A 27000-nucleotide genomic window follows, 5' to 3' on the forward strand; every position below is an offset into this window, starting at 1 on the left:
GTTTAGAGGGCAACCGATTGTTCTCTCCCACAGCGTTCCCTACCTAATATTGGTGCTTTGGGTAGTAGAAGTCTATTGGAGTCATGAATGGGCTGGCGTTAATTTCACTCCCCATTAGAGTCTGCGGCTTTTCGGACGCAGCGCCCAGGAGGCGATGCCAAGCGCGGCATAGAAAAGCGGAAGAATAATATGGAATCCATATTCGCCGTAATCATTAGCGAATGCATGAGATAAGGCCGCACCCGTCATTAGAAATAAGATACCGCTATAAGCCCATTCCTTAAGCCGGGGGAAACCTGGCATTACGATTGCAATGATTCCAAGCAATTTCCAAGCTCCGAGAATGTTCGTGACATATAACGGGAAACCAATATCGGTCACCAAATCGACATTGCCCCCATATCGCATCAGTTGCCCGATACCGCTTAATGTAATAGAGAATGCGAGAATTATGGTGACGGTCCAATAAGCGGCCATCCTTCCAATAGGGCGGGATTCTACCTTCGCGATTGTTTCATTACCGACAATCGTACTCATCCCCATTCCTCCTTTGATTTCGTTTACTTCTTCACAACCGGAATCCACATTTCCCCATATACGAAGCCGTCTCGCTGCCCCATCTCAACCGTTGTATTGGGCCCGCCGACATAGGCGTAATTATCGGCTGCTGGCAAGACTTGACCAAAGGCAATGCCAGTAAGCATACTACTCAGATCATCAGCCGTCTTCCCTTCGCCTTTAACGACGAGGTATTGTCCCTTAGGGAATTGGATCACTCTGTGTTCTTCCGGTATCGATGAATCTGTCATGACGCCAGCATAATACATCATCTTGTGATTTACCGCTTCGTTCACGGCAAAAATATAGTCGTTCGCAGCGATAGCCTTTAACGTGTCAAGCCTTCCATCCTGCTCCACTGCCCGCCAAAAGTTTTCCTTCTCCTTGTTCATGCCGGCATAATCCGTGTAATCGCTCTTCAGCTCCGTTCCAATACCAAGAACGATAAAGCTGTCTTTTTCCTCAAAGGTATACGTTGCCATCATCCAAGCTCCTTTTTTAAAATTGATTGAGTGATTTGTTTTTTCACTTGATGGGTTTATAATAACCCTAAATCATGTCAAAATATGATACTGTTTAGAGGGCCCTATGAAAAAAGTAGAACGGATTAACATCATCATGCGGTACATCAACAACCGCGCCCATTTTACCGTTTCGGAAATCATGCGTGAGTTTAACATCTCCCGTTCGACGGCGATTAGAGATATCAGGGAAATTGAAGCGATGGGAATGCCACTAGTCGCCGAAGTCGGGAGGGATGGGGGCTATTTTGTGATGCACAACTCCATCCTGCCCAATGTCCGTTTTACCGATAATGAGATTAAAGCCCTTTTCATCGCCTTCATGGCCACACGAAATCTACAACTCCCTTATCTCAAGAGTCGCCAATCTTTAGCGGAAAAATTGCTCGGCCTCCTCTCGGAAAACCAGCAAGATGACCTTGTTCTGTTAAATCAAATCCTGCTGTTCGAAGGAACCAACCCCCACAATCCAGACCTGCTTGATCTGTCCGATCTGCCCCATCCTATGTTAGAACAGCTTATTCAAATCCTTCTTACGGACAGCTACTTAGTGGTTTCCGTCGAAGAAGGGAGGGAAATCAAGTCTTATCCCATCTACCTCATGCACCTATATCGTGAAAAAAGCTCATGGCAAATTGAAGGCTTTGACCTAGAGGAGGAAAAGAGGCGGATTATTCCGGTCGACAATCTCACCGATGTTAAACCATACTCTGAGAAAAAAAGAACAAGCAAGAAGAAGATTAGAGAACAACTAAGCAAGCAGGAAGAAGCCATCAACCTTGTCCTAGAACTTGGTCCGAAGGCGATTGCCCAGTTCAAAAAATACCATCCATTGAAAATTTCAATTTCATATACGAATCCTTTTCAAACGACAGCTATTTTAAAGACTTTCATCAATGTTCATCATCCGGATGAGTTGGCCGAAATAACAAATTGGCTGCTTTTCTTGGGTCGAGACATCAAGGTCAGGGAGGTGCCGAAAGAAGTTGCAGAAGGATTACAGGAGAGAGTGGATGTTTTAGGGAACAAGTAAGCCCTCTTTCTCTACAAAATGCCGCCCCACGGAGTAATATTCATCCTTATTCACGGCATCGTCCAGCCACTTCATCAGCTTCACCCCGTCCTGTTCGGCTTTGTAAAAATGATTTAATGGGGAGAGTGTATGCGGTGTCCTGCCCGTCTTCTCGTTAAGACCGTAATCAGTGATGTAATAATAGTAGCCTGGCAAACCTTCAGTTAGCTCTCCGGCAGATTGCAGCATGCGGGCCGACCAGCGATGCACATATTCGCCATCGTCCGAATCGTCACCATTCAGATCCTTTTCAAAGTCAAACAGCAGCTCATCATAAAGCGTATTGGACTGCAAAAGTACCGCGTTGTCCGGGAGCAGCTTGCGGTTCGCCGCGAATACGGACGAAATCAAATCGCCGTGGACTTCATAACCAAAGGTTGCTGCAAAGTTGGCCTTCCATTCGTTATCGATAATATCCGGCCAGCGGTCGGCATTTAAGTAGGAGCCGTCCGAATATTGATAAATGCGGGCATCCGGGTAGCGTTTCGCAATCTCAGGCGCCCAGAAAGCAGCTCCGAATCCTCCGGCGCTTTCTCCCGCAATGAGGATCTTTTCCGGCGCAGCGAAATGGTTTGCAATCCATTCCAATGCGGCGCGCGTATTGGCTTGACCGTTGTAACGCATTGTAAACGGTTTGCCTTTGGCGTCCGTGTATTCCTTGGATGCATTCCCGATATGCAGATCACCAGTCGAATAAGGGATATATACAATATTCCAATCCTTGAACGGATTGTCAGGGTTATTATTTTTCAACAGGCCGCCAAGCGTGCTTACTTTAAAGAATGGAATGTTCGGAAAGTAATATTTGATCTCACCGTTCTTCATTACATTACTCAGACTGATCGGCTGTGCGGCAGTCGCCGCATCCCAGGCCACACCGCCCCCAGAAAAATAAATGATCAATTTATCTTCAGCAGCTGCTCCCTTATTGGCAAGTAAGTAGTATTCCGAACCGTCGGCAGAAATGACTTGTGCATCCTGGTCAAACTTGATTTTATTCCAGACATAGCGCTCCGCAGCAGCCCATTTATCCGGTTCAGCAGGCTTTTCAAGTATGAAGAAATAAACATAACCCGCCAAACCACCCAAAACAAGTGTAATTCCGCCTATCGCAGTCAGGAGAATCTTGTTGATTCTTTTCACTATTTTCTTTTTTGCCACACAAAGACCGTCCTTTCAACCATAAAGTAGTCCACAAGTTTTTCAAATAAAAACAGACGGTATTCACTACCGTCTGTAACGCACTGTCCTCGGTCATCTCAATCAATAATATCAGGCTGACGATAAGCCAAAACGTGGAACTAAAGCAGCTATCTTCCTCTCCGCCCTCCTTCCATCCATAATATATCCCCCAGATCAGAGCGTAAAGTACTAACTGTTTTGGATATTTGCTTTTTTTAGGGAAATTTCACAAACTCTATACCAGTAAACATTATTTTTCACCGTCACTTATGATACGGCTCAGCTTAACGGGTTTATCGGCGAAAAATAAGTTTGTAATTGCAAGGTTTTACTTAAAAGAAATACAGCCATATCACTTTCGTTTCTGCAACAGTGACTATGCGCGACGCTTTCTTGCGTTCGGGGAGCTCGATTTACGCTTGACACGCTACGTTTACACTTGTAAACTTTAAATATCGTTTACAAGTGTAAACAACGAGATCAAGGAGGGTGAAACGATGCACGAGTCCCCACACATTACCGAGGCCGAAAGCGAAGTGATGAAGCTCCTCTGGCAAAAGGAGCCTTTGTCCGCCAGCGAGGTAATTACCGAATTAACCCAGAAAATGAAATGGTCGGATCAGACGATTAAAACCTTCCTGAATAGGCTTCACAAGAAGAAAGCGATTCGATTCGAAAAGTCCGGCCGGAACTACCTCTACTATTCGCTGGTTTCGCATGATGAATACTTAAAAGCCGAGAATCGTTCATTCCTGAATAGAGTTTATAAAGGAGCCGTAGGGATGCTGTGCGCGAAATTTCTCGAAGAAGAGACACTCTCGGAAAAAGATATTGAGGAGCTTCAACAAATCTTGAAGAACAAGAAGAAGTTATGAAGTATCTGGAAACGGTCTTTTCTCTTCTGTTCACTGCGTCACTGGCATCGACGGTAATCCTATTGTTGCTACTCTTGATTCGGAAGCTGATCCAAAAGCACCTTAAACCTAAAGTTGTTCATATATTGTGGTTTCTTGTGTTGATTAAGCTTCTGGTTCCCATTGCTCCGGAGAGTCCCATAAGCCTGTTTAATGCGCTGCCGCAAACGTTCCCGATGGAATGGAATTCTGATCAGAAGAGTAAGCAACACAATCCCTTTACTGAGACCGGTTCCAGCACGGAAATTCAATCCAATTATATTGATGTAAAAAAACAGCTTCCCGAGTTCACCCCGAACCGGGTGAACGAACCAGGATCTTCAGTCATAACACGTTCTTCTCAAGACAATTTCCCAGGGGCCACGGATGGACTGACTTGGCAATCGATTGGCTCGCTGGTATGGCTTGTAGGGCTTCTATGCTTGGGTGGATATTACCTGTTTAGCGCGCTGATTTTCAGAAAAAGAGTCGGAAACTCCCTAAAGATCGAGGACGCTGAAGTACTCACCGTTCTTGAGGCGTGCAAAGAGAAGCTGAACATTAAAAAACGGATATACGCCTATGAAACAAGCCATCTTCGCAGCCCTTGTCTTTATGGCTTATGGAAGCCGAGGATTTATTTGCCCGAAGATATCGGCACGATCGCCGATTCAAATCAGCTGACGCATATCCTGATGCATGAGCTGATTCACTACAAGCGTAAGGACTTATGGTTTAACTCCCTGTGGGCTCTTTCCGTAGGGATGCATTGGTACAACCCTTTGGTGTGGCTTTCCGTAAGAAAGATGAAAGCCGACCAGGAGGTGGCCTGCGACGCGAGTGTTCTTGAAGCGCTGGGCGAGCGTGAAGCTGTGTCCTATGGCATGACCTTACTTATGCTGTCGCGTTCATTTTCCCAACAATCCTCTCCTCGGATCAACCTATCGCATTTTGGGGACAGCAAATATGAAGCGAAACGGAGAATAATGATGATCACCTCGTTTAAGAAAGGTTCGTACAAGCTATCCGCCGCTTCTATTCTCTTGGTTATTGTTTTGAGTGCCATCTTGCTCACCAATGCGTCGGATGCCGGGAAGGGTACCGAGTTGGATACTGCTGCCCAAGCAGCAAACCCTGGTTTGGATCTATATCCTATTTACAACGATTCGTTCAGATGGTTTCATAGTCTCGATCGGGCACTCGATTTTCCGAAATATAGCTTTAAAATACCTGATTATCTTCCTGAAGGTTATCAGTTGGAGAATGTATTATATTATAGAAATTTCACCAGCAGCAACGATGCCGATCTAATTGATGTAGCATCCATTACTTTTGTATCTAACTTTGGCAAACAAAATGAACAAATCATAGAAGTGAAAGCTTCCAAGGGCAATGGCAATTTGTTGGAGCACAATCAATTGCGGGGGGCTCCCCAAAGTGCAAACGAGACTCCTGAATACCGACAGGAAGCTGTTACGATCGGCAATGTCAAAGGCACTTTATTCACGGATAAGAGACGCTATAAGCAAAGGCCAGAAACGGGCAAAAGCTTCTACTGGCAGGATGACAGTGTTTGGTATGCAATCGATTATTATAGCGAGCATATGTCGCAAAAAGAGCTCACAAAAATGGTGCAATCCTTTGTTTTCCCGCAGCAAGTTCAGCATGTCCGCTACGACGGTGATGGAAATTCATTTCCTCTTTATGATGAAAAGGATTTGCTTGCAGCGAAGAACATTCTCGGCTTTAAGGTGAAAATCCCGTTGGAATTGCCCGGGCTTAAGCTGAGCGGTTCGAGATTGCTCAGGGCTGGCGATCAGAATACCGGGTATTCGTTCAGACAAGCGACGGACGCTCTATGGACAGACTATGGCGCACCGCACGATTCCTCAATCTATGATGTAAGCGATAATTTCTCGCTTTATCAGAGCAAGGAGCCGCTTTTCGACACGTCCAAGCTCTCGCTCACTCGATTGCTGAAGATTAATGGCGTCGAAATTTCGGCTTATGAAGACAAGAACCATGTTTACTTCGCACCCAGCAAAGACGTAAAATTGCCTTATTACTTGTGGAAGCAGGACGATATTTATTATACTGCCGTTTTCTCTGGCATGGACAAGTACCAGGAAGACAACCTGAAAGCTATAATTTCGGTTCCCGTGCAATGATCCGAGGGGAAAAGGGGTTGCTTTCGGAAATAGCCTGAATAAGCAAGTCCCTCTCGATCATTTTTCGGGAGGGGCTTCCTTGTAATCTTTCGCAGTATAGTTCGCCATTACTTGTGGTACGGCTCAGCTTATCATATCCAAGGCGAAATTTCAGGGCACCTGCAATGGTGCAACCTTGAGCTTTACAATAAAGCCTCCTCCCGCCGTTCTCGTTTGGATACCCTTTTTTCCTTTATACCTTTTGAGTTAAAGAGAAAAATTTTTATTATAATACAAGCAAGGGCTAACACAATGAACAGCAAGCCGCTCCATATGGTCCCTTTCACGCCTAAAAAATTAATAAACATCCCGCCTGCTGCCGAACCGATGAACACGCCAAGATTGATGAAAGAAATATACAGTCCAGTAGCAAATTCAGGCGCTTCGGGAGCCTCGGATGTTAACCATATCTGCGTTATAATGAGTCCGCTGGTATGAACCGCTCCCCACAAGACCATGATCAAAATAATTGGTACTATTGACGACGATTCTCTTAAGTAAAGCAAAAAGTAAGAGAGCGCTAATGCGATCGGTTGGAACACAGCCGTTCTTGCCATATTGATTCCAATCAGCCTCCCCGCGAGCAAGTTGCCGGCCACCCCCCCGACACCAAATATGACAAGCATGACACTGACGGTCTCTCCGTTCATACCCATCACTTGTTCCAAATATTCGGCAGAATAACTATAGACCGAAAACATTGCCGCAAATATAAAAGTTGCAGCGCCAATATTGATCCAAAGGGGGATTTTACGCAATATACCGAGCTGCTTCCCATAAGTTACTTTCTCCGCTTTCGGCGTTTTCGGAAGCATAATTGCGATCCCGATACCAGCAGCGATGTTGACAAGGGTACAGAATAGAAAAGCGGCCTCGAATGAGAATTGATGCTGGATATAGGTTGTTATCGGAATTCCAAGTACCATGCCCATACTGGTCCCGACAAATGCTTTGGCGGAAGCTTGCGTCGCTTTTTCCTTGGCATACAGTGAAATAGCCGTGACAAAAGCCAAAGAAAAATAGACGGGATGGAACAAAGCCGGAATCATACGAAGCGCCAGCAAAACATAAAAATTCGGAGCGAAAGCTGACAAGAAACTGCTCCCGGCAAAAATGAACAGACATGTCATCAGCACATTTTTGCGGTTAAGTTTGGAAAGCAGTAATACCATAAAGGGACCAAACAATGCGATGACAATCGCAAACGCGCCAACGAGCATCCCGGCCTGAGATGTACTGATGCTGTAGCGTTCAATTATTGCCGGCAGTATCCCGACAACGCCGAATTCAATTGTGTATACGCCGAATAAACCCAGTGCAATGAAAAATATAGGGTTAATGGTCCGTTTAACAGAACTGAATTGAACCAACCTCTTCACTCCCTTGTATAAAAGAGCCTGGTCCGGATCATACCGTACTAGGCTCTTAAACGATTCTTTATTGCTTGATTCCGTCGTAAACGGCTTTGCAGAGATCGACGGTAAACTGGCCCGACATGCCTTCCAGCGCGGTATTGGTAAATGCCACAACGCTGAGCTTCCGCTCAGGATCAACGAACCACGAATGGCCGTAGGTCCCGCCCATCCGCCAGGTGCCCGGCGATTCCGGCGTGCCTGCTGCGACAGGATCCTTAAGCAGCGTAAATCCAAGACCGAAGCCTCTGCCCGGCCAATAAGCCATCGGCAGATCGCCGATCTGGTTTGCCGTCATTTCGCGAACCAGCCGCTCAGGCAGCAGCGGCGTTCCTCCCTTGCGCAATGTTTCCAGCAGCCGTACAAAGTCACGGGCGCTTCCAACCATGCCGGCTCCGCCGGAAGGATAAGCCGATTCGTCAAGCGCCCGGCTAGGGGCAAGCCGGAAGCCCGCCGTGCCTTCCAAGAATGCCAGGCTATCGGTATCATACATAGGCCGCGGCACAGGAACATCATCGGCATATGATGTGGTCAGCCGCTCCGGGTCAACGGCAGTAAACCCTGTGTCATTCATGCCAAGCGGTTTCAGCACCAAGGAATGAACGGCTTCTTGAAGCGGCATTTCAGTAACCATGGCGATAACGGCGCCCAGCACATCTGTCGCGATCGAATACTTCCACTGAGTGCCTGGCGTGTAAAGGAGCGGAACGGAGGCAATACGGCGCAGGTTCTCTTCCAATGTGATACCGGCCTGGTCCATCCCATCCGACACCCCTGCACGGTGATAGGGACCATTCTCTTCCTGAAAGAAACGGTAAGTCAGCCCCGCCGTGTGCGTCATTAAATGCCGAATCGTGAGCTCCGCGATTTCGCCATTTTGCAAACGCGGCTGAAAGTATGGAAGCCATCGATCAACGCGGTCGTCTAGTTGGAGCCGTCCTTGCGATACGAGTACCAAGGCAGCCGTTGAAACGATCGGTTTCGATACGGAAGCAAGCCTGAACAAAGCATTTTCTTGCATCGGATTGTTCCTCTCACGGTCGGCAAAACCGGCAGCACCGTTATAAACCAGTGCTCCGTCTACCGCCACCTTAACAACAGCGCCAACCAGCCGATTATCGGCAAGAGTACGCTCGATGACTTCATCTATGCTTGTATCCAAATTCTTACTCAACTATCATCATCCTTTCTCAATAGTTAAAGTCTTGATTACTTTACTATTGTGAGTTTATTATAATTATTAAGTTCAGTGATTTACATAAAGCATTCAAGTTATATCTACCCTAAAACAAAGAAAAAACAGTTAGTTGATGTGGAAATCCTTAAAATTAAAGGAGCCGATTTCGATGGACCATATTGATAAGCAAATTCTATACTATCTTCAAAGCCAGGCAAGAATTTCAATGACGGAATTAGGCAAGTGTGTCGGGTTATCGCAACCCGCAGTAACGGAGAGAGTAAGGCGCATGGAGGAAAAAGGAACCATTGAGGAGTACCGCACCATGATTTCCCCTGAAAAAATCGGAAAACGCGCAGCGGCCTACATTCTGTTTCGTACAAGGGAGTGTCATGCATTCCTTGATTTTTGCCGCTCATCTCCCGATGTCATCGAATGCCATCGTATAAGCGGAGAACACAACTATTTATTGAAAGTAATGACTGAGTCCACACGATCTCTCGAAGAGTTCGGAAATCAATGCGATAAATACGGGACCTACACGATCCTCATCGTAATGTCATCGCCAATCGGGACTAAGTTTCTTATCCCTTCGCTGGAAGAGGTAAGCGTACTTGCCGAGTTAGATTAATGCGGCTCCGCACAACAAAAAGGAATCCGGTGTCAATCCGAATTCCTGGCAATATGATTTAGCGTGGGCCTTATAAGCTTATCGGTTGCAAACAGGGGAAACAAGATAGTCCTCTCGGGCAGCATTCCGCGCCCAGTAGGCAGCTGAAGCGTAATTTTTCGCCGTTACTTATGGTACGGCTCCCTCCGATTAATCCGATACGCCCGATAAATCTGCTCCAGCAGCAGCACGCGCATGAGCTGATGCGGATAGGTCATGCGGCCAAAGCTGAGCTTCTTGTCAGCGCGGGCGAGCACGGCGGGGGACAGGCCGAGCGAGCCGCCGATGACGAAGGCGACGGACCCGCCGCCGTAGACGGCTTGCTTGTCCAGGTGAGCGGCGAGCTGCTCGCTCGTCCACATCTCGCCCTCAATCGTCAGCGCCACGACATGGGCGTCCGGCTTCAGCACCGACAAGATCCGCTCTCCTTCGCGCGTGCGAACCTGTTCCTCCTCCGCCGGGCTCATCGAGTCCGGCGTCTTCTCGTCCGGCAGTTCGCGGATCTCCAGCCGCGCATACGCGCCCAGCCGTTTGGCGTATTCCGCCACACCGTCCGACCAATATTTCTCCTTCAACTTCCCTACGCACACGACCTGAATTTGCATCTGTAAGTTCCTCCTGGTGCACTCATTTCTTCTATTATCACGACCGAACCACGGTCACTATTCCTATACATGGCCTTCCTGCTACAATCGTTCCCTGCGAGCGGCTAGACATCACTGCATTCGGTTCCCTTCATCTAACCGCTCATTCATCCTCACATCATGCCCCGCCTCGGCATCCGGCAGAACAGCGGGTAAATCAGCGTGCACGCCAGCGCGGCGACCGTGATCAGCGGCCCTGCCATATCCAGCGTCATCATCACGAACACAAGATATAGAATCGGCGTGAACAGCAGGATGCCCGGCATCGCGAACAGCGCGGACGGCCAAGCCCATGCCCCTTCCCGCATCATATAGGAGAGATTGAGCCCGATTAGGCTGAACAGAAGCGGCCACGTGAACAGATAGCTTCCGCCCGGAAGATAGAACGTCGTCGCCGCGCTGAGGAACACCCACAGCAGCAGCGTCCCGATCCACAGGTTTTCCGTCCGCACATAACGCGAGAACGTCCGGATCAGCAGGAACGCGACGAGCACCATAACCAGCAGCAAACCGATTAAATAGTACGTCCCGACGCTGAGATCCTTCATAATCGATACATAGTAAGGATGCGACACGTTCGCCTGCAGGATGCTCCAGATCAGGGTGACAACCCCGAACACCACCGCTAGGCTTAGCAACGCGACGAAGAATCCGCCAATCAGCCCCTTCAGGCTGAGCCGCCGCTGATACCAGCCGTGCCATACCGTAACGGCGAACAGCAGCAAGCCCAGCAGCATGAACCCGAGTGCCCACGATTCCGGATAGCTCACCATCTTCCAGCCGAATACGTTGAAATAGACCCGGTCCCCCTGCTTCACATCGGTCAAATCCAGTTGACCGAAATGCCTCGTCAAGCTCAGCATGTATTCACCATGATGCTGCAGGCTGGAACGATCGAGATTGTTCGGCGTATCAATCTCCTTGTGGTAGGCATTCAAGCCCATCCCGAAGGCAAAATTGAGGCCAGGCAACCCGCCCGCCCGGAACTCCGTCAAGTCGGTGTCGTTCGGCATCAGTTTATAGACGTTATAGACTAGCGAATAAGCCACCGGCTGCGGCGCCGCCTTCATAAACTCCTCGATCAGCCATCCGTTCTGCTCGCTCGTCTCGAACATGAAGGACGGCCCTTTATTCCCCCGTGCTTCAAAATTTAACACCAGCCCGACATCTTTGGCCCAAGGATGCTCCTTCATGAACGCTTTAGCGCCCAACAGGCCCATCTCTTCACCGTCCGTCATGACCAGGAGGACATCGTTCTTAAGCGGACCGGACACTTGAAGCGCGCGTGCCGTCTCCAGCATCGCCGCGATTGCCGCGCCGTCATCGGCCGCGCCCGGGCCCTCCGGAACGGAATCGTAATGGGCCGCGATCATCAGCGCCTTGCTGTTATCCGTGCCCGGAATGCGCGCCACAATGTTCTCGAGCGTTAAGGTTTTCCCTGGTTCCCAAACCGATTCGCCTTGCGCCTGCTGCACCTCCGGCTTCAAGCCCAGAGCCTCGAGCTCCGCGAGTAAATAATCCCGCACCTGGTCATGCGCAGGCGAGTCAACGGGATGCGGTTCCTTCGCAATGACGCTGAGCTTCTCCATGGCGCGGTCGGCAGAGAACGCGTCGGGCGGAGCATCGGGACCGGCGGGCTGCGGAGCCCGGATTTGCAGCAGGCCGATGAGCATGGCGCCGAATAGAAGAACAAGGATGCTTATTCGCTTCAGCCATCTGGCGGCAGCGGAGCCGGCAGCAGGCCTGGATGTATAAGAGGATATCGGATAATGGGAGTTCATAGTACCCCTCCTGTTCGCTAGTTTTGGAAAATGCTGTCCTATCATCATAAGCGATACCGCCCGCTTTTACCACCACTCTCACCCACCATTTCCCCCTTTACGCGCACGCCAACAAACCCGCTTCTCCTCCCGAATCGGGATTCAAAGCAGGCTTGCCGAGGTATAAAAAGGTACACACTTCGCCCATCCTATTGCCAAGGAGGTGATATCCATGGCCAAAGATGTACTCTGTGAAGTGAACTCCTGCAAGTATTGGGCTGCAGGCAATAACTGCAATGCTTCCTCCATCTATGTTGTCAGCCATCGCGGGAAGAAGGCGAGCAACTCGGAGGAAACCGACTGCAAGACATTCGAACCGAAGGTTTAACGCTTAGGGGCAGCCAGCCGGCTGTCCTTTTTCTATCGGCACGTGCTGCGCCCACTGCTGACGCCACATGCCGTTCCTCCGTTTCTACACTTATATTAACCAAGAATGATAATTATTATCATCGAATAATCGGATTTTTTATTCCTTCTGCACAAACGCCAGCCAATACCCAACGAGCGCTATCCGCCTGGAAAAGAAAAAAAAGTATTACCCCCGCCACCGAAGGTAATACTTTTTCCCGTTGTGAGAACTTCGCCATCCTCGCTACAACCAACGCTCTACACGATCAAATACGCCGCGATGCTGTCGCACATATCGCAAGTCGCAGGCGCTTCCCAGTCCGTGAAGGTTGCCGTCGCCAGATCGACAATGTCCGGCGCGTCCTCGTAATCATCGACAAACTTATCGATGGCAAGCTCAATATGTTCTTTGCACACACAATACATGCTTCAAGTATCCCTCTTCTTCTGTCGGTTACGATCTAGCATGGTCCAAACCGGCAGCTCTTAGCCGTCCGAACCCGCTGTATTCTTCCAGCTTTATTCTTCGCCCATCTTTTCCTCAAGGGTGAACGTTACCGTATGCTTCTCGCCCCCGCGGTAGTAGGTGACCTGAATATCGTCTCCGATGGACTTCTTGCCGTACAAATATTTGCGAAGCTCCATCGTGCTCGAAATCGACTGTTTATCCAGCTTCACTATGATGTCATTGAATTCCAGACCCGCTTCAGCGGACGGTCCCACCGCCTCGAGGACGATCACCCCGTCTTCAACGCCCTTGGGGAGCTTCAGATCGGACTGCGGCAATTCTTCCTGGCTATCTTCTTCACTGGAGCCCGCTTCCTGATCCGGCGCCTTCTCTCCATCCTCAGGGAGCATCTCCGGATCTTCCGGCAGGTCGCTGCCAGCCCCAATCGACTGCTGGGCCATATAAGCCTGGAGATCCATCGTGTACACGCCGAGATACGGACGTTTCACTTTACCATACTCAAGCAAGCTTTGCACGATCGGCATGGCAGAATGGGACGGAATCGCGAACCCGACTCCTTCTACCCCGAAATCGGCAACCTTCATGCTGTTAATGCCGACGACCTTGCCGTTCAGATCGATCAAAGGCCCGCCGCTGTTGCCTTGGTTAATGGAGGCATCCACTTGAATGACCTCCTGCTCCCAATCGTACACGCCGTCCTGGCTGAGCGATACCGGAATGATCCGGTGCGTCTTGCTTACGATCCCCATGGACAGCGAATCGCTAAGACCTAGCGGATTGCCGATAGCCATGACCCACTGCCCGGCGCGCAGCTCATTGGAATCGCCGATTTCCGCAACCGTCTTAATGCCGCTTCCATCGATCTCGAGAACGGCGAGATCCGTAATCTCGTCCACCCCGACAAGCTCGGCTTCAAGCACATCGCCATTGCTGAGAACCGCCTTAACCGCTTCGGCCCCCGCCACGACATGGGCATTCGTAATAATATGGGCTTTGCCCTTCACTTTCTCGAAGATGACCCCGGAGCCTACGGCAGCTTGGGCAAGCTCCGTCTCTTCTCCTTCATCCAGACCGCTCCCGCCATTGATAGTCGGAAGCTGCTGCTCGTTAATAATACTTACGACTGCAGGACGCACCTTATCGGCCGCCTGAATCGTCCGCTCGTATGGATCCGTGTTGGTCTGTACGGGGGATACAGCCGCAACCGATCCTCCCGGCAGGCCGCCGCCGCGATCGAACCCGACGAACAAGCCGAACACAAGCACCACAGCCACGGAGCTGGCTACGGAGGATAGTACGGCGATTCGTACCTTGGACCAGCTCTTGCTGCGCAGAGGTACCGCCGAGAACGTCTTGCCGTCGCTCTTCGCCAAGCGGGGGCGGCGCTTTACCCGTGTGGAGTAAAACTCGTCATCGAATAAGCTCATCTATAATCGCTCCTCTCGATGTCCCGGACATCAAGATCCTTTTTTCTCAAATCTAGGAATGATATCGGAAGAATCGTCTACAATAATAATAGAGTCCATGCGCAAAACCAACGCATCCGTAAATTAATTTTATACCGACAAGGCCACTTCTGTCACAATCCAATTCGAAGGAGATTCCCAATATGACAAGAAACCACTCTACCGCGATGGAACAAGTCGTTCTAGCCGGCAAAATCGCAGATTTGAAGGATGACCACTACCGTATTCTGCTTACCGTCAGCGCCATGACCGAGCTGCTGATCGAGAAAGGCCTCCTCACCCGGGAAGAGCTGGAGCTCAAGGCGCTAGCCCTCGATCAGGAGCTCGATTCCCTTATCGTTTCTTCACTTCATCCCATGGCGTAGGCCGGTCATGATATGTATCCCGCAGCGGGAACTCGTCCTTCTTGAAGAAGAAACCGTTACTCTCTAATACACTATTCACCGTCAGCTTCGCCAAGTCCATCAAATTATGATCCAGGCTGAGGTGGGCCAAATAGACCCGTTTCGTCCGGTCCGTCATTAGCTGGCATAGCGCTTCTCCGGCCGCTTCGTTCGACAAGTGCCCGATATCGCTCAGGATGCGGCGCTTGATGTTCCATGGATAACGGCCCATGCGAAGCATGTCGACATCGTGATTCGATTCCAGCACCAGCACATCCGAATCCTCAATCATCATCCGCACCTTGTCGCTTACATAACCGAGGTCTGTCGCCAGACTGAGCTTCACATCATCGTCGTCGAACACGTACCCGACCGGCTCGGCCGCATCATGCGAGATCGCGTACGATGTCGTACGTATGCCGCCAAAGTTCACCGTCTCGCCCGTTTCCAGAATGACCCGCTGCTCCGGATTGATCTGGCCGACGTGTCGTTCCATTGCGCCCCAGGTCGCTTCATTCGCATAGATCGGCAGATCGAACTTGCGAGCGAACGCGCCCAGCCCCTTTATATGATCGGAATGCTCATGCGTAACGAGAATCGCATCCACGTGATGGCCGGCTACGCCGCGCTCGCGCATAAGCTCCTCTATTTTCTTTACACTTAAACCGGCATCTACAAGCACCGTTGCTTCGTCGCCCTGCACGATCGTCGCGTTCCCCGTCGATCCGCTGGCAAGTACCGTAAATCGTATTCCCATGATGTGTCCAACCTGCCTTTTCCCCAGCTCCCATTGTTCGCCCATACGCGGAAGCCTCCGGGGTACGGAGCTTTACAGCCTTTGATTACAAGCCGCCCCCTCCATTCCCCGATAGAAAGTCTTTCCGCATCCTGCTCAACATTCCGCTACCATTCTACTCGGTCTTTGCGCCGTTTAGCGGCGCTTCTTCCTTCTCGGTGAACACCTCTGCACTGATCGCATGAACGTAATAGACTTGCCCGTCCTCCAGCAGCACCCGCCACGATGGAGCGGAGAACTGCGTATCGGAGTTGAAATCCAGTCCGTGGTAGCCCAGCTTTATATCCTTTATGACGGCGCCCGGCTTGAAATGGTTGTAGATCAAGCTCTCCAATGCCTTCGTCGCGGGCAGCACCGTTTGCTCCGCAGCCTCGTCGCCCGTGATCAGCTCGACCCGGTCCTGGCTGTAGGCTACGATCTTCTGATTGCTGTAGTACAGCTTCAGCCTGACATCGAACATCGGCCGGTCTTCGATGATCCGGTGCAGGACGAAGGCTTCGTCTTCATTCAGCTCCGGATCGTACCGGTATTCCTTCAGCTCGGGAATCACCGGGCCAAGCTCGTTTAGCAGCTCTTTCTCGTTGAAGACGATTTTGCCGTCGACCGGCGTCTCCAGCATCTGCCGCTTCCCTTCGCCGAGCTTCTCCGTCACGCGATACGTTAGCTCGCTCAGTTTCGGCGTTTCGGTCGGTATGCTTCTGGCGGTTAGCTTGATGCCCTTCTCCCGCATAACCGCAAGCGTGCCCGGCGACAGATCGTTCACGTCTCCGCTGGTGCTGGGCCCTTCCTGAATATTCGACCACAGCTGATAGCCAAGCACGATATTCAGGACCAGAAACGCGAAAATAAGTACGTTTTTCGCCCGTCCCCATTCCATCAGCCCGTCACCTCCGCACGTCCGTGTTCGATCCGGCTTGCGACCCGGCAGCGATGAATCCGCCCGCTTTCACAGAGTGACCGGCTTTGTCCGCCGCGCTGCCTGTATCGCCTGTTTTACCGTTTGATGCCTTGCTGTCCGTATTTGTACCGCCCTTACCTGCAGCCCCGCCTCCAGTGTTACCCGGTGTGACGCCCGAGTCCTTCGGAAGCGGATCGTAGGTATCCGGCAGTGCCGGCATCAGCACATCCTGCGAGCCATCCGTCAAACGGACGGCCCAGACCGGCTTGAACCGCAGCTTCGAATCCTTCAGCTGCGAGACGAGCGCCGCCGGGTAGACGGCCACAACCTCGCTTCTGCGCGCATAGCCGCTCAGCGTCTTGCCGAGCGAATCTCCGCCCGGCAGCCAGCGTACCTCCTTGGAATCGGCCTTCTCTTTCAGCGTAATAAGGGAACGCTCGTATTCGGATACTACGCCCTGCTGCAGCCGCAGCTGCATATGCCCGAACAGGAACGGTTTGGCCGGAATGACCGGATAGGAACCGTAATACTGCTGATATCGGATCGAATGGCCGGCCTGTCCTTCCTCCCGATGGATCGGCTGCAGGTAACGATGCATGCCGTCCCATCCGCCATGCTGATTGATGAACTGTATGGAGGCGTACACGTTGGCGCTCAAATTATTGCCATTGCCCTGTCCGGCCACCGGATCCGTATAGCTGATCCACTTGCCGTCCAGCTCAACCTGAAGGCCGCGCTTACCGTCCGTATAAATTTGCGAACCGTTCCGGTCGTTAATCGTTCTCGTTTCGCTCGGGTCCAAGAACAAATTCCGCTGCATCTGCTCCGGCGTATAGGTCTCGTACCCTACTACGGATTCGACCGCTTGGAGCGGCTCTGTCGGAATATACAGTTCGTCTTCGACAAATCGATACGGAGTCGAATACTCGCCGAAACCGACATAATTCTGCACATCATTCACTGTCAGATCGGCGCGTACCGATTCGTACACGGTCGTGCCGTCCGCGCTGAAGAAGTACGTGCGGACTTCTTCGCGGTCATTATTCTTGTAGATCCAGATCCGGTTGATGACATCATTCAGGAATGTCAGGTCGCCATCCAGCTTGAACGATTCGCCCAGCAGCTCGACGGGCACGCCTCCTCCGAACCGGAGCTCGACACCGATGTCCCGCTCGCGTACCGTATCCCAATCCACCACATAGATTTTGTTGCTCTGGAAGCCTTTGAACTCCCGTCCCTGCATCCTGTCATAGATCAGGTTGTAGAAATTCATGCCGGGATACAGCACCGTGTGCTTGTCGTTGCCGAAGTGCAGCACCATATCCTCGGGAAAAATAACGTTCTGAACCTGTTCCTCGGTGCCCATCGGCTCCGTCTTAATGTAGTCCTGGCGGGGGGTAAAGGTTGCGCCAATACCCGGCATGCTGTATGCAAGCAGATAGCTCTGCATCAGGCTGAGCAGTACAAGCCCGGCGAGCAACCATGTCTTCGACTTCTCCTTCATGACAGACCGCCTCCATCCTGCACCAGAGGCAGTATGACCGTTACGGTCGTACCCTCATTGAGCTCGGAATCCAGCGTAACCGTTCCGCCATGCGCCTTCACAATTTCCCGGGCAATGGACAGTCCGAGCCCTGTGCCGCCCATGTTGCGGGACCGCGCTTTATCGACCCGGTAGAAGCGATCGAATATACGGCTCAGATCCTTCCTGGGGATGCCGATTCCCGTATCCTTCACGCTGATCGCGATCGATGTCGAATCCGGCTTGTGCGCCGTAATTTCGATGCGGCCGCCATCCAAGGTGTATTTGATCGCATTCGACACCAAATTATCCAGAACCTGATCAATCTGATCGCGATCCAGCCATACGGACTTAATCCCATTCTCGACACGAACCGCCGCCCGGATTTGTTTCTTGCGCATCTGGAAGGAGAAGCGGTCCGCGACCTCCTCCAGCATATCCGGCACACTGGTGGCCTGCCGTCTAAGCGGCGCCTGATTGGAATCGAGCCTCGACAGATGCAGCAGATCGGTAACGAGGCGGATCATCCGTTCCGTCTCGTTACGGATGACGCCAACGAAACGCTGGCCCAGCTCCGGCTCGTTCAGAGCGCCGTCATCGAGCGCCTCGGCGTAGCTCTTGATCGTCGTCAGAGGCGTACGCAGCTCATGCGATACGTTCGCGACGAACTCTCGGCGGGATTGTTCGAGCCGCTCCTGCTCCGTCACATCCTGCAGCACCGCAATCGTCCCGGAGATTCCTTTATCTCTCCGGTGAATCGGCGTTAGGGTGACCCGCATCATCATCTCGTCCTCATCGCCGCCCCCGCTGACATGCGGGATGACCGCAGCGGACTCGCGCCCGCTCATGAGATTGGCCATCTGCGTCTCATCCATCCCGAACAAGTCCGCCAGCTGGCAGCCTTCGCACGTTTCCTCGCGCAGCATCTCTTTGGCTCGCCGGTTCGTAATCATGACGACTCCGCGCTCATCAGCGGCGACGACGCCATCGCTCATATTCGCCAGAATCGAGGCCAGCTTCTCCTTCTCCTCCTCGTTCATCGACAATGCATCGCGCAGACGCGAGGTCATATCGTTGAACACTTCGCTGAGCCGGCCGATCTCATCATTCCCGAGCACCGGCACCTTCTGGTCGAACCGTCCTTCTGCAACCGCCGCCGCCTGGCGAGTTAGCCCCTTGATCGGATTCGTAATGGTGTGTGCCAGCAGAATGCCAAGCAACCCAGTCAAGCCGAGAGCGATCAGCATGCCCGAAACAAAGATCTGATTGATCCCGTTCACCGTCTGATAGAGCTCCTTCATCGAAGCGACCAAATAGACCGCCCCTACGGTCTTCGTGCCGTACATGACGGGCTTGGCGATAATTTTCTTGCGGACATTGTCTTCGTCAATGATGTCTTCCTCGTTGTCGCGGATGCCTTGAAGCGCGCGGCTGACGGCTAATGAAGTGTTCTTCTTGCCGATATAATCCTGAGGACTGGAGAGTGAGGTGGCGAGGATCCGCCCGCTTGCGTCAAGCAGCTGGATCTCCGCTTCATTGATGCTGAACAAGTCTCGCACCAGGGAGCCTAAGTATTCTTCCGTCGTCCGTCCGTCCGCAGCCGGCTTGTCCGGCTTGCTGTTCAGCGTCTCGGCGGCCAATCGGGCGAGTACATCCGCTTGATTGTTCATGTTCGTTGAGAACGTCGACGTGAGCGACGTCTTCATCGTGCTGATAAAATAAACGCCAATGAGCTGCATCGCAAACAGGATGAGCAGCACATAAATAACGATCAGCTTGACCTGAATGGTACGGAAGAACCGAATCCCGCCGTTCATCCGGAGCCGAAGCCGCCCGATTTCGGATTGCGCATCATATACCCGAGGCCTCTGCGCGTCAGAATATATTCCGGCCGGCTTGGGTCATCCTCAATCTTCTCCCGAAGCCTGCGGATCGTCACGTCCACCGTCCGCACATCGCCGAAATATTCAAACCCCCATACCGCTTGAAGCAAATGCTCCCGCGTCATCACCTTGCCGGAATTGCGGGCCAGGTAGTATACAAGCTCATACTCGCGATGCGTTAAATCCAGCGGTTCATTGTCCTTGTACACCACGTACATATCCGTATCGATGAAGAGATTGAACAGGCGCAGCCCCTGCATATCCTGCTGCGCAGCGCCCGATCCGGAGCCGGCTGACCCGTTAACCGCGCCTGCGGTCGCCGCCGCTTCCGTCTTCTGCCGGCGCAAGTGAGCCTTCACGCGGGCCAGCAGCTCGCGCGTGCTGAACGGTTTCGTCACATAATCATCGGCGCCAAGCTCCAGCCCAAGCACCTTATCGAGCTCGGTGTCTTTGGCCGTCAGCATAATAATCGGCGTCTGCAGACGTGAGCGAACCTCGCGGCATACGTCCATGCCGTCCTTCACGGGCAGCATCAAATCAAGAAGGATGAGGTCAGGCTGCTCTTCGAATGCAAGACGGACCGCTTCTCCGCCGTCGAAAGCGCAGATCACCTGATAGCCTTCCTTCTCCAAATTAAACTTTAGAATGTCCGCAATCGGCTGTTCATCGTCAACGACTAATATTTTCCCGTACACCTTCGTCACCGCCCATCGTCTTGCTCCATATGGCCAGGCACATCATCTATGCAAAGCCCTTGAATCGGCTCAAAAATCACAATGCCATACCTTACTTTATTCTATCATAATTAGGGCCGATGTCCCAATGAAAGTTCCCTCATCAAGAACGATGTTTCGGATAGCGGAAGCCGCTGGCCATATGCGGTTTCATCGCCTCTCACGCAGATGTCAATGTATTACAAATATCTTACACATTATATGGAATGTACCCTTGTGAAAAAAGCAAAAGCACCGCCAGCGACTTAGTCGACTGACGGTGCTTACCGGTTGATTTTATAAATACTTAATCGGGTTTTGAACCTTCCCGTTCTTATGAATTTCAAAGTGCAGGTGCGTTCCGAACGAATGACCCGTGTTCCCCATTACACCGATCTTATCGCCCTTCTCCACCGTTTGCCCACTCTTGACGGAAAGCTTGCTCATATGGCCATAAACGGTTTTATATCCGTTTTTATGGTTAATAATTACTGCGCGGCCCAAGCCGTTCTTATCGCCGGCGAACTCGACAACGCCGTTATCGGCTGCCAGGATGCTTGAGCTGCCGACCATATCGATGCCTTTGTGCTGACGCCCCCAACGTTTGCCGAAGCTGCTCGTGAGCTTGGCGCCCGATACCGGCCAAGCGAACCGGCCAGATCCTTCGCCGAGAATGACCTTCGTCCCTTTCATCACGATTGCGGGGACGGAGGGCTCCAACACTTGTTCGCCTAAGAGCTCTTCGCTCATCAGATACCCATTCTGCTTCACGAGCTTATAGACGACTTTCTTCTTGCCGCTCTTGCCGTTCCGAATCGTCTTCGATTCGCCGGCACGCATGTTGCTGTTCTTCTGTATGACGGTGATCGGCTCGATTTGCTCCATTTCGGTAACATGCTCGACCGTTTCTACGGTAACCTCAGGCTGCAGAACGGTTAAGTCGAGCACATCGCCGACCTTGATCTCATCATCCTTGATCCAATTGTTGTTCTCATAGATGACTTGGGGAGAGATATCGAATTTCTGTGCGATGCACCCGATGCAATCGCCTGCCTGCACCGTATATTTGGTCGGCTTAACGCTCCCCTTGACGAGCTTGAGATACATCTCCTGCGGATCGGCAATCTGCTCCGGCTTAACTTCTGCCGGGCTGGTTGTGACCTCCTCGACGATCTCAACGGATTTCATCGATGACGAAGGCTTCGCAGCCGCCTGTGTCTTCGCAGGCTCCTGCGCCTTGTTCGCCGAGTACGCGAGCGCCGATACTTCCAAGGCTTTATTCTTCGCTGCAGGCTGCTCTGGCGCGTAGCGGGTTTTGACACGGCTCAGAATCTTATCCGCCGTGGCCTGATCCTTAACGATACCGACTACTTCACCGTCGACCTGAAGCTCGACGCCTTGGGCCTGCGCCGTAAACATGGTTTCCAGCTTCTTCAACGTCGCTTCGCTGTCCGGTTTCGCTTTGTAAGCGCTCTTAGGTTCATATGTAAGATTACCTGTCTTAAGAACCATATTCACATCGGGATTGGCGTCGCTTACTTCTTGCTGCTTGTGGCTAATCAGCTGCTGGACCTGATCCGACGAATGTACCTCGCCGACTAAATTGCCGTTCATATATAGGTGGTAGTAATCGACTGTGTTCGCTTTTACATACTGGCTTCCGCCAAAACCGGCAAGAATGAGAACTGCAATTGCTGCGCCGGCTAAGACAATAGACTTTCTTCGTTTCATTCGGGAGAATGAAACATCATGAGTCATGCTCTCTAGCTGCGATCGGTCGCGCCGAAAGGTTGGCCGTATTGAGCTCCACACCTTCCGGATCCGATCCTTGTCCTTAAAAACGGTCATGATCGTCTCCTTTTCGCGTTTAGCACCATTCATTCATACGTATTCGACATATAAATTTCTACATCGTAAGTCCCGGTTATTACTTTAACATAACGCGACAAGCCCGATCAAACAAATCCGCCTTTCCCCTAGATTAATATTTCTTCATAATTTTCTAATGAATGTGCAATTCATGGATCCGTGCAGGTGCGGATGAATAACGAAAAAGACAGAGCAGAACAAACGGGCATAATACGCCCGCCTGTCCGAACTGCCCTGCAATTTGAAGCAACAATGCCCGTCAGTAATACATGAACGAATAACTGGCCGAAGCGAAGCTGCCGTCCGAATCGCCATTGAAGACCATCATAGAGACCGGTACCGATCCGGAGAAAGAACTAATATTGAGCGGAATCGAATAGGTCCCTCCTCCTATCTTTCCGGAGTATAGTGTTCCGCCATTCCCAGTAATCCTACGTCCAACGACCTGGTGCTGCTGTTCGTAAATGACATCGTATGCGAACCGTAACTTAACGAATCAAGCACCCAGTAATTGCCGCTCCCGTAATTGGCCGTACCGTCATGAGGGCCTCCCCAAGGCGCATACAAGGACGCCCGCAGAGGTTACTCCACTACTATTCTTCCTGCTCTATTCGTTCTACCTTTCTTCGTTCAATCTTTATCGTGTAGTGTAAATATTGATAACTCGTAATGAAAGTAATCATCCTCCAGCAATCACGCGTAATGACTAATATTTCTTCAAAATTTCCATCATTTTATCATATTCTTCTCGGCTCAGATGCTGGGCGACAAGCTGTTGAATGTCAGTCATTTCACTCGCTGTAATTCCATCTTCCATCCAGGTGGAGATTTGCTGCCATGCTTCCTGCGGCAATTTGGTCATCATGACTTCGAACAGACTTTCCTTATCGGCAGCACTCATACGATTCTTCGCATCGCTTAACTGATCCTCCGTCATGGCAATGCCCTCTTTCTCGGCTTCCCCCATATCCTCCTTCGATGAGGCGCTCCCACCAGCCTTCGTGCCGCTCCCGCCTCCGATGTCGGTGATCGATCCTGGCGGCAAATCTCCTGAAGCATCGGCCGCGGGCGTTTTCTCTTCTTCGCCGCCTTGCGTGCCCGCTTCCTCCCGGTCGGTCTCTTCTTCCTTCTTGTTATCATCCTTACTCTTGGCATCATCGGTTGACGCCGTACCCTGCACATCGGATTTCAATACCGGATCGGCGCCCCATAACGAGCCCCATACGCCATCTAATGCAAAGGGCTTCTGATCGAGCGGCAGCTTAAACTGCTTCAACAGCGTCTCCACATAACTGTTTACGATATAGCCGGTCGTCCAGATCGACAAGAAACTAATGATAAGCCCCGCCGCGACCGTCTTTGCAAACCATCCCGTCCATTTCCACATTTGCCTCATTCCTTTCCCAACAGCTTCTCTCTTAGAAGGTCCTATCATCCAGTATGGGCAGGTAACAAGGCTATCATTCTCTTTGGCATCACTCTCTTAACAAATTTCACGTAAATTATGACTGTATAAATGGCCGCTGCGAGGATCTATCTCTTGGTTTGAACCCTACCCGCTGTGCAGGCAGAACGTTATTGGCGATTCATTTCGACAAAAAAAAGCCTGACCAACCGATGAGCGCAGGAGCGCGCCGCTTCGGATGGTCAGGCTATCGTGTTAGTTATCTTCTTAATAAATCTTAACGACCGGGTTCGTCTGTTCGCGATTACGTCCTACCGAGAAGATCGCGATCGGGATTCCCGTCAGCTCCGATACCCGCTCTACATAACGGCGGGTCGTTGCCGGCAGGTCTTCCAGCGTCTTCACGCTTGTGATATCTTCGCTCCAGCCGGGCATTTCTTCGTAGACGGCTTCGCACTCTGCCAGCATCTTCAAGCTGGCCGGATAGTACTCGATCACTTCGCCGCGATACTTATAGCCGGTACAAATCTTGACCGTCTCGAGTCCCGTCAATACGTCAAGCGAGTTCAGCGACAGTCCCGTAATTCCGCTAACGCGGCGGGCATGGCGGACAACAACGCTGTCGAACCAGCCTACACGGCGCGGACGGCCGGTTACGGTGCCGTATTCATGGCCCTTCTCGCGAATCCAATCGCCGGTTTCATTGTTCAGCTCCGTCGGGAATGGACCGTCTCCGACACGGGTCGTGTACGCTTTGGCAACGCCGATGACTTGCTCGATCTTCGACGGGCCTACGCCAGAGCCGATGCAGACGCCGCCTGCAGTCGGGTTGGACGACGTTACGAATGGATACGTCCCTTGGTCGATGTCGAGCATAACGCCTTGCGCGCCTTCGAACAAAATTTTCTGGCCGGCATCGATCGCGTCATTCAATACGACGGACGTGTCGGTCACATAAGGGCGAAGCGTCTCGGCAAAGCCTAAGTATTCCGTAATGATCGCATCTGCGTCGAGCGGCTCGCCGCCGTATACCTGCTGGATCACTTGGTTCTTCTCCGCAACCAGACGGCGAACCTTCGGTTCGAACTCCTCGGCGTCCATCAGATCCGCGATACGAATTCCGTTACGCGCCGCTTTGTCCATGTAGCATGGACCGATCCCTTTGCGTGTCGTACCGATCTTGTTATCGCCCTTGCGCTCTTCTTCAAGACCGTCCATAACAAGATGGTAAGGCATAATAACGTGGGCGCGGTCGCTAATTTTCAAGTTTTCCGTAGAAAAATCGTTCTCATGTATATAGTTGATTTCGTCAATAAGGGCCGATGGATTAATAACCATCCCGTTACCGATGACGCATACTTTATTTTGGTTAAAAATGCCCGAAGGAATCATAGTTAGCTTATACTTCTTGTTGCCGATCAAAATCGTGTGGCCGGCGTTATTTCCCCCCTGATAACGGGCAACGACGTCTGCGCCTTCCGCCAGAAAGTCGGTAATTTTTCCTTTACCTTCGTCTCCCCATTGCGTTCCGACTACAACTACCGTTGACATGCACATACCCCCACTCGATGATTCGCACACACCGAAATTTACCGTCATTCATAAGACAGCAGTATTAGTTTAGCAGTGTAAGCGGGCAAAGTCAATTAAAAAAACGAACAATTGCACAGTTGCCCATACAATTGTTCGGAATTGTTCTTATGATGTGTCAATGTGTAATTATGAGGCCTGTCCCGGCTCTTGATGCGAACGATCGAGTCCCACAAATTTGTTAAAGCTCTTCAGGAAGACGAGCTCGACCGTCCCGACCGGACCGTTACGCTGCTTGGCAATGATGATCTCGATAATATTCTTCTTTTCGGTATCCTGGTTATAGTAATCATCCCGGTAGAGGAACGCGACGATATCGGCATCCTGCTCGATCGAGCCGGATTCACGAAGGTCGGACATCATCGGCCGCTTATCCTGCCGCTGCTCGACGCCACGGCTGAGCTGCGACAGCGCGATAACCGGCACTTCCAGCTCCCGCGCGATCTGCTTGAGCGTACGGGAAATCTCGGAGACCTCCTGCTGTCGGTTCTCGCCCGCCTTGCCGCGACCCTGGATAAGCTGCAGGTAGTCGATCAGGATCATGCCAAGTCCGCGCTCTTTCTTCAGGCGCCGGCACTTCGCCCGGATATCCGCAACGGTAATGCCCGGCGTATCATCAATATAGATTTGCGCCTCCGACAGCGAACCGATCGCCATCGTTAGTTTCTCCCAATCATCGCCTTCTAAATACCCTGTCCGCATCCGTCCCGCGTCAACATTCGATTCCGCGCAGATCATCCGCTGAACCAGTTGGGCGGCCGACATCTCGAGCGAGAAGATCGCGACCGTTTCCTTCGATCGAACGCCTACATTCTGCGCGATGTTGAGCGCGAATGCCGTCTTGCCGACGGAAGGCCGTGCCGCAACGATGATAAGGTCGTTTCGCTGGAAACCGGCGGTCATCTTGTCCAGATCCGAGAAACCTGACGGTATGCCTGTCGTTCCGCCCTTATTCGTGTAGAGGTGTTCCACCTTCTCGAATACTTCCATCAGGACGTCGCGTATGGAGATGAATCCGCCGCTGGCACGTCGGTTGGAAATTTCGAGTATGCGCTGCTCCGCTTCATTCAACATCAATCCAATATCATCGGCTGCCGCATAACCATTCGAGACGATTTGGTTCGCCGTTCGAATAAGACGCCGTAATATCGATTTCTCTTCCACGAGCTGAGCATAGTAATCCACGTTCGCGGCTGTCGGTACCGAATTCGCCAGCTTCGCAAGATAGCTGACCCCGCCGATTTCTTCCAGCTGCTGCCGATCCTGCAGATAAGACGTAAGCGTGACGAGATCAATCGGCTGGTTCGCTTCGCCCAGCTCGATCATCGCCTCAAAGATCAACTGGTGCGACGGCGTGTAGAAGTCTTCGCTGCGCAGCCGTTCCATCGCCGTGACAAGCGACTCCGTCTGTATAAGAACGGCGCCGAGCACCGCCTGTTCGGCCTCGGTATTCTGAGGTGGCACACGGTCAAACATCAGTTGCTCATTAGTCATTACGCTCT

General features: G+C 51.6%; 24 protein-coding genes. 6 read left to right on the forward strand and 18 right to left on the reverse strand.

The window, feature by feature from the left end; translation table 11 throughout:
• Positions 1–114 precede the first annotated feature (114 nt).
• Both L1F29_RS33900 and L1F29_RS33905 read right to left on the reverse strand, forming a co-directional pair.
• Positions 115–537 carry a DoxX family protein gene (locus L1F29_RS33900; protein WP_258386353.1) on the reverse strand — a complete coding sequence of 141 codons (423 nt, stop codon included), beginning with the start codon at positions 535–537 and terminating at the stop codon, positions 115–117.
• A gap of 23 nt (positions 538–560) precedes the next feature.
• Positions 561–1040: a GyrI-like domain-containing protein gene (locus L1F29_RS33905; RefSeq protein ID WP_258386354.1), complete on the reverse strand. Its 480-nt coding sequence runs from the start codon at positions 1038–1040 to the stop codon at positions 561–563.
• 106 nt (positions 1041–1146) lie between these two features.
• Between L1F29_RS33905 and L1F29_RS33910 the strand changes: the two genes are divergently transcribed.
• Complete coding sequence (locus tag L1F29_RS33910) at positions 1147–2112, forward strand: helix-turn-helix transcriptional regulator (protein WP_258386355.1); 966 nt, start codon at positions 1147–1149, stop codon at positions 2110–2112.
• Here the strand turns inward: L1F29_RS33910 and L1F29_RS33915 are convergent.
• Positions 2098–3312 carry a pectin acetylesterase-family hydrolase gene (locus L1F29_RS33915; RefSeq protein WP_258386356.1) on the reverse strand — a complete coding sequence of 405 codons (1215 nt, stop codon included), beginning with the start codon at positions 3310–3312 and terminating at the stop codon, positions 2098–2100. The genes L1F29_RS33910 and L1F29_RS33915 overlap by 15 nt on opposite strands.
• 518 nt (positions 3313–3830) lie before the next feature.
• On the opposite strand from L1F29_RS33915, the gene L1F29_RS33920 reads away from it, so the two are divergent.
• Positions 3831–4208 carry a BlaI/MecI/CopY family transcriptional regulator gene (locus L1F29_RS33920; protein ID WP_258386357.1) on the forward strand — a complete coding sequence of 126 codons (378 nt, stop codon included), beginning with the start codon at positions 3831–3833 and terminating at the stop codon, positions 4206–4208.
• Positions 4205–6394: a M56 family metallopeptidase gene (locus L1F29_RS33925; protein ID WP_258386358.1), complete on the forward strand. Its 2190-nt coding sequence runs from the start codon at positions 4205–4207 to the stop codon at positions 6392–6394. Before L1F29_RS33920 ends, L1F29_RS33925 begins: the two co-directional genes overlap by 4 nt.
• Before the next feature lie 182 nt (positions 6395–6576).
• On the opposite strand, the gene L1F29_RS33930 is transcribed toward L1F29_RS33925, so the two are convergent.
• Both L1F29_RS33930 and L1F29_RS33935 read right to left on the reverse strand, forming a co-directional pair.
• Positions 6577–7803, reverse strand: a complete 1227-nt coding sequence (locus L1F29_RS33930) for an MFS transporter (protein WP_258386359.1) — start codon at positions 7801–7803, stop codon at positions 6577–6579.
• A 67-nt stretch (positions 7804–7870) separates the two neighbouring features.
• Positions 7871–9019 (reverse strand): serine hydrolase domain-containing protein, encoded by a 1149-nt coding sequence (locus L1F29_RS33935; protein WP_258386360.1) that lies wholly within the window; start codon positions 9017–9019, stop codon positions 7871–7873.
• A gap of 172 nt (positions 9020–9191) precedes the next feature.
• Here L1F29_RS33935 and L1F29_RS33940 point away from each other — a divergent pair, with 172 nt between their 5' ends.
• On the forward strand, positions 9192–9653 hold the full coding sequence (locus L1F29_RS33940; RefSeq protein WP_258386361.1) for an Lrp/AsnC family transcriptional regulator: 462 nt from the start codon (positions 9192–9194) through the stop codon (positions 9651–9653).
• A gap of 164 nt (positions 9654–9817) precedes the next feature.
• On the opposite strand, the gene rlmH is transcribed toward L1F29_RS33940, so the two are convergent.
• Positions 9818–10297: a 23S rRNA (pseudouridine(1915)-N(3))-methyltransferase RlmH gene (gene rlmH / locus L1F29_RS33945; protein ID WP_258386362.1), complete on the reverse strand. Its 480-nt coding sequence runs from the start codon at positions 10295–10297 to the stop codon at positions 9818–9820.
• A gap of 152 nt (positions 10298–10449) precedes the next feature.
• On the reverse strand, positions 10450–12117 hold the full coding sequence (locus L1F29_RS33950) for a M20/M25/M40 family metallo-hydrolase (RefSeq protein WP_258386363.1): 1668 nt from the start codon (positions 12115–12117) through the stop codon (positions 10450–10452).
• Positions 12118–12328: 211 nt separating this feature from the next.
• Between L1F29_RS33950 and L1F29_RS33955 the strand changes: the two genes are divergently transcribed.
• Positions 12329–12484 (forward strand): DUF1540 domain-containing protein, encoded by a 156-nt coding sequence (locus tag L1F29_RS33955; RefSeq protein WP_258386364.1) that lies wholly within the window; start codon positions 12329–12331, stop codon positions 12482–12484.
• Between the two features lie 278 nt (positions 12485–12762).
• On the opposite strand, the gene L1F29_RS33960 is transcribed toward L1F29_RS33955, so the two are convergent.
• Positions 12763–12930 (reverse strand): CxxH/CxxC protein, encoded by a 168-nt coding sequence (locus tag L1F29_RS33960; protein ID WP_258386365.1) that lies wholly within the window; start codon positions 12928–12930, stop codon positions 12763–12765.
• Positions 12931–13023: 93 nt separating this feature from the next.
• Positions 13024–14400 carry a S1C family serine protease gene (locus tag L1F29_RS33965; RefSeq protein WP_258386366.1) on the reverse strand — a complete coding sequence of 459 codons (1377 nt, stop codon included), beginning with the start codon at positions 14398–14400 and terminating at the stop codon, positions 13024–13026.
• Positions 14401–14582: 182 nt separating this feature from the next.
• Here L1F29_RS33965 and L1F29_RS33970 point away from each other — a divergent pair, with 182 nt between their 5' ends.
• Positions 14583–14804, forward strand: coding sequence for a hypothetical protein (locus L1F29_RS33970; protein ID WP_258386367.1), 222 nt, complete (start codon positions 14583–14585; stop codon positions 14802–14804).
• Here L1F29_RS33970 and L1F29_RS33975 read toward each other — a convergent pair.
• The 9 genes from L1F29_RS33975 to dnaB form a co-directional block, all read right to left on the reverse strand.
• Positions 14773–15579, reverse strand: coding sequence for an MBL fold metallo-hydrolase (locus L1F29_RS33975; protein ID WP_258389901.1), 807 nt, complete (start codon positions 15577–15579; stop codon positions 14773–14775). The genes L1F29_RS33970 and L1F29_RS33975 overlap by 32 nt on opposite strands.
• Positions 15580–15733: 154 nt before the next feature.
• The gene (gene yycI / locus L1F29_RS33980) at positions 15734–16495 is read right to left on the reverse strand and encodes a two-component system regulatory protein YycI (protein ID WP_258386368.1); all 762 of its coding nucleotides are present in this window, start codon (positions 16493–16495) and stop codon (positions 15734–15736) included.
• Between the two features lie 7 nt (positions 16496–16502).
• The gene (locus L1F29_RS33985; RefSeq protein WP_258386369.1) at positions 16503–18020 is read right to left on the reverse strand and encodes a YycH family regulatory protein; all 1518 of its coding nucleotides are present in this window, start codon (positions 18018–18020) and stop codon (positions 16503–16505) included.
• Positions 18017–19855 (reverse strand): cell wall metabolism sensor histidine kinase WalK, encoded by a 1839-nt coding sequence (gene walK / locus L1F29_RS33990; protein WP_258386370.1) that lies wholly within the window; start codon positions 19853–19855, stop codon positions 18017–18019. Before walK ends, L1F29_RS33985 begins: the two co-directional genes overlap by 4 nt.
• On the reverse strand, positions 19852–20616 hold the full coding sequence (gene yycF, locus L1F29_RS33995; RefSeq protein ID WP_258389902.1) for a response regulator YycF: 765 nt from the start codon (positions 20614–20616) through the stop codon (positions 19852–19854). The genes walK and yycF overlap by 4 nt, the downstream gene beginning before the upstream one ends.
• 315 nt (positions 20617–20931) lie before the next feature.
• The gene (locus tag L1F29_RS34000) at positions 20932–22482 is read right to left on the reverse strand and encodes a peptidoglycan DD-metalloendopeptidase family protein (RefSeq protein ID WP_258386371.1); all 1551 of its coding nucleotides are present in this window, start codon (positions 22480–22482) and stop codon (positions 20932–20934) included.
• A gap of 727 nt (positions 22483–23209) precedes the next feature.
• Positions 23210–23890: a hypothetical protein gene (locus L1F29_RS34005; protein ID WP_258386372.1), complete on the reverse strand. Its 681-nt coding sequence runs from the start codon at positions 23888–23890 to the stop codon at positions 23210–23212.
• 285 nt (positions 23891–24175) lie between these two features.
• Positions 24176–25459, reverse strand: a complete 1284-nt coding sequence (locus tag L1F29_RS34010; protein WP_258386373.1) for an adenylosuccinate synthase — start codon at positions 25457–25459, stop codon at positions 24176–24178.
• Positions 25460–25627: 168 nt separating this feature from the next.
• Complete coding sequence (gene dnaB / locus L1F29_RS34015; RefSeq protein ID WP_258386374.1) at positions 25628–26992, reverse strand: replicative DNA helicase; 1365 nt, start codon at positions 26990–26992, stop codon at positions 25628–25630.
• Positions 26993–27000: the final 8 nt, after the last annotated feature.

This window comes from Paenibacillus spongiae, from assembly GCF_024734895.1.
GTDB lineage: Bacteria > Bacillota > Bacilli > Paenibacillales > Paenibacillaceae > Paenibacillus_Z > Paenibacillus_Z spongiae.

Excerpts from the sequence above, each read along its gene's own strand:
- L1F29_RS33900 (WP_258386353.1), bottom strand. The coding sequence starts at position 537 with ATGAGTACGATTGTCGGTAATGAAACAATCGCGAAGGTAGAATCCCGC.
- L1F29_RS33905 (WP_258386354.1), bottom strand. The coding sequence starts at position 1,040 with ATGGCAACGTATACCTTTGAGGAAAAAGACAGCTTTATCGTTCTTGGT.
- L1F29_RS33910 (WP_258386355.1), top strand. The coding sequence starts at position 1,147 with ATGAAAAAAGTAGAACGGATTAACATCATCATGCGGTACATCAACAAC.
- L1F29_RS33920 (WP_258386357.1), top strand. The coding sequence starts at position 3,831 with ATGCACGAGTCCCCACACATTACCGAGGCCGAAAGCGAAGTGATGAAG.
- L1F29_RS33925 (WP_258386358.1), top strand. The coding sequence starts at position 4,205 with ATGAAGTATCTGGAAACGGTCTTTTCTCTTCTGTTCACTGCGTCACTG.
- L1F29_RS33940 (WP_258386361.1), top strand. The coding sequence starts at position 9,192 with ATGGACCATATTGATAAGCAAATTCTATACTATCTTCAAAGCCAGGCA.
- rlmH (WP_258386362.1), bottom strand. The coding sequence starts at position 10,297 with ATGCAAATTCAGGTCGTGTGCGTAGGGAAGTTGAAGGAGAAATATTGG.
- L1F29_RS33950 (WP_258386363.1), bottom strand. The coding sequence starts at position 12,117 with ATGAACTCCCATTATCCGATATCCTCTTATACATCCAGGCCTGCTGCC.
- L1F29_RS33955 (WP_258386364.1), top strand. The coding sequence starts at position 12,329 with ATGGCCAAAGATGTACTCTGTGAAGTGAACTCCTGCAAGTATTGGGCT.
- L1F29_RS33960 (WP_258386365.1), bottom strand. The coding sequence starts at position 12,930 with ATGTATTGTGTGTGCAAAGAACATATTGAGCTTGCCATCGATAAGTTT.
- L1F29_RS33965 (WP_258386366.1), bottom strand. The coding sequence starts at position 14,400 with ATGAGCTTATTCGATGACGAGTTTTACTCCACACGGGTAAAGCGCCGC.
- L1F29_RS33970 (WP_258386367.1), top strand. The coding sequence starts at position 14,583 with ATGACAAGAAACCACTCTACCGCGATGGAACAAGTCGTTCTAGCCGGC.
- L1F29_RS33975 (WP_258389901.1), bottom strand. The coding sequence starts at position 15,579 with ATGGGAATACGATTTACGGTACTTGCCAGCGGATCGACGGGGAACGCG.
- yycI (WP_258386368.1), bottom strand. The coding sequence starts at position 16,495 with ATGGAATGGGGACGGGCGAAAAACGTACTTATTTTCGCGTTTCTGGTC.
- L1F29_RS33985 (WP_258386369.1), bottom strand. The coding sequence starts at position 18,020 with ATGAAGGAGAAGTCGAAGACATGGTTGCTCGCCGGGCTTGTACTGCTC.
- walK (WP_258386370.1), bottom strand. The coding sequence starts at position 19,855 with ATGAACGGCGGGATTCGGTTCTTCCGTACCATTCAGGTCAAGCTGATC.
- L1F29_RS34000 (WP_258386371.1), bottom strand. The coding sequence starts at position 22,482 with ATGACCGTTTTTAAGGACAAGGATCGGATCCGGAAGGTGTGGAGCTCA.
- L1F29_RS34005 (WP_258386372.1), bottom strand. The coding sequence starts at position 23,890 with ATGTGGAAATGGACGGGATGGTTTGCAAAGACGGTCGCGGCGGGGCTT.
- L1F29_RS34010 (WP_258386373.1), bottom strand. The coding sequence starts at position 25,459 with ATGTCAACGGTAGTTGTAGTCGGAACGCAATGGGGAGACGAAGGTAAA.
- dnaB (WP_258386374.1), bottom strand. The coding sequence starts at position 26,992 with ATGACTAATGAGCAACTGATGTTTGACCGTGTGCCACCTCAGAATACC.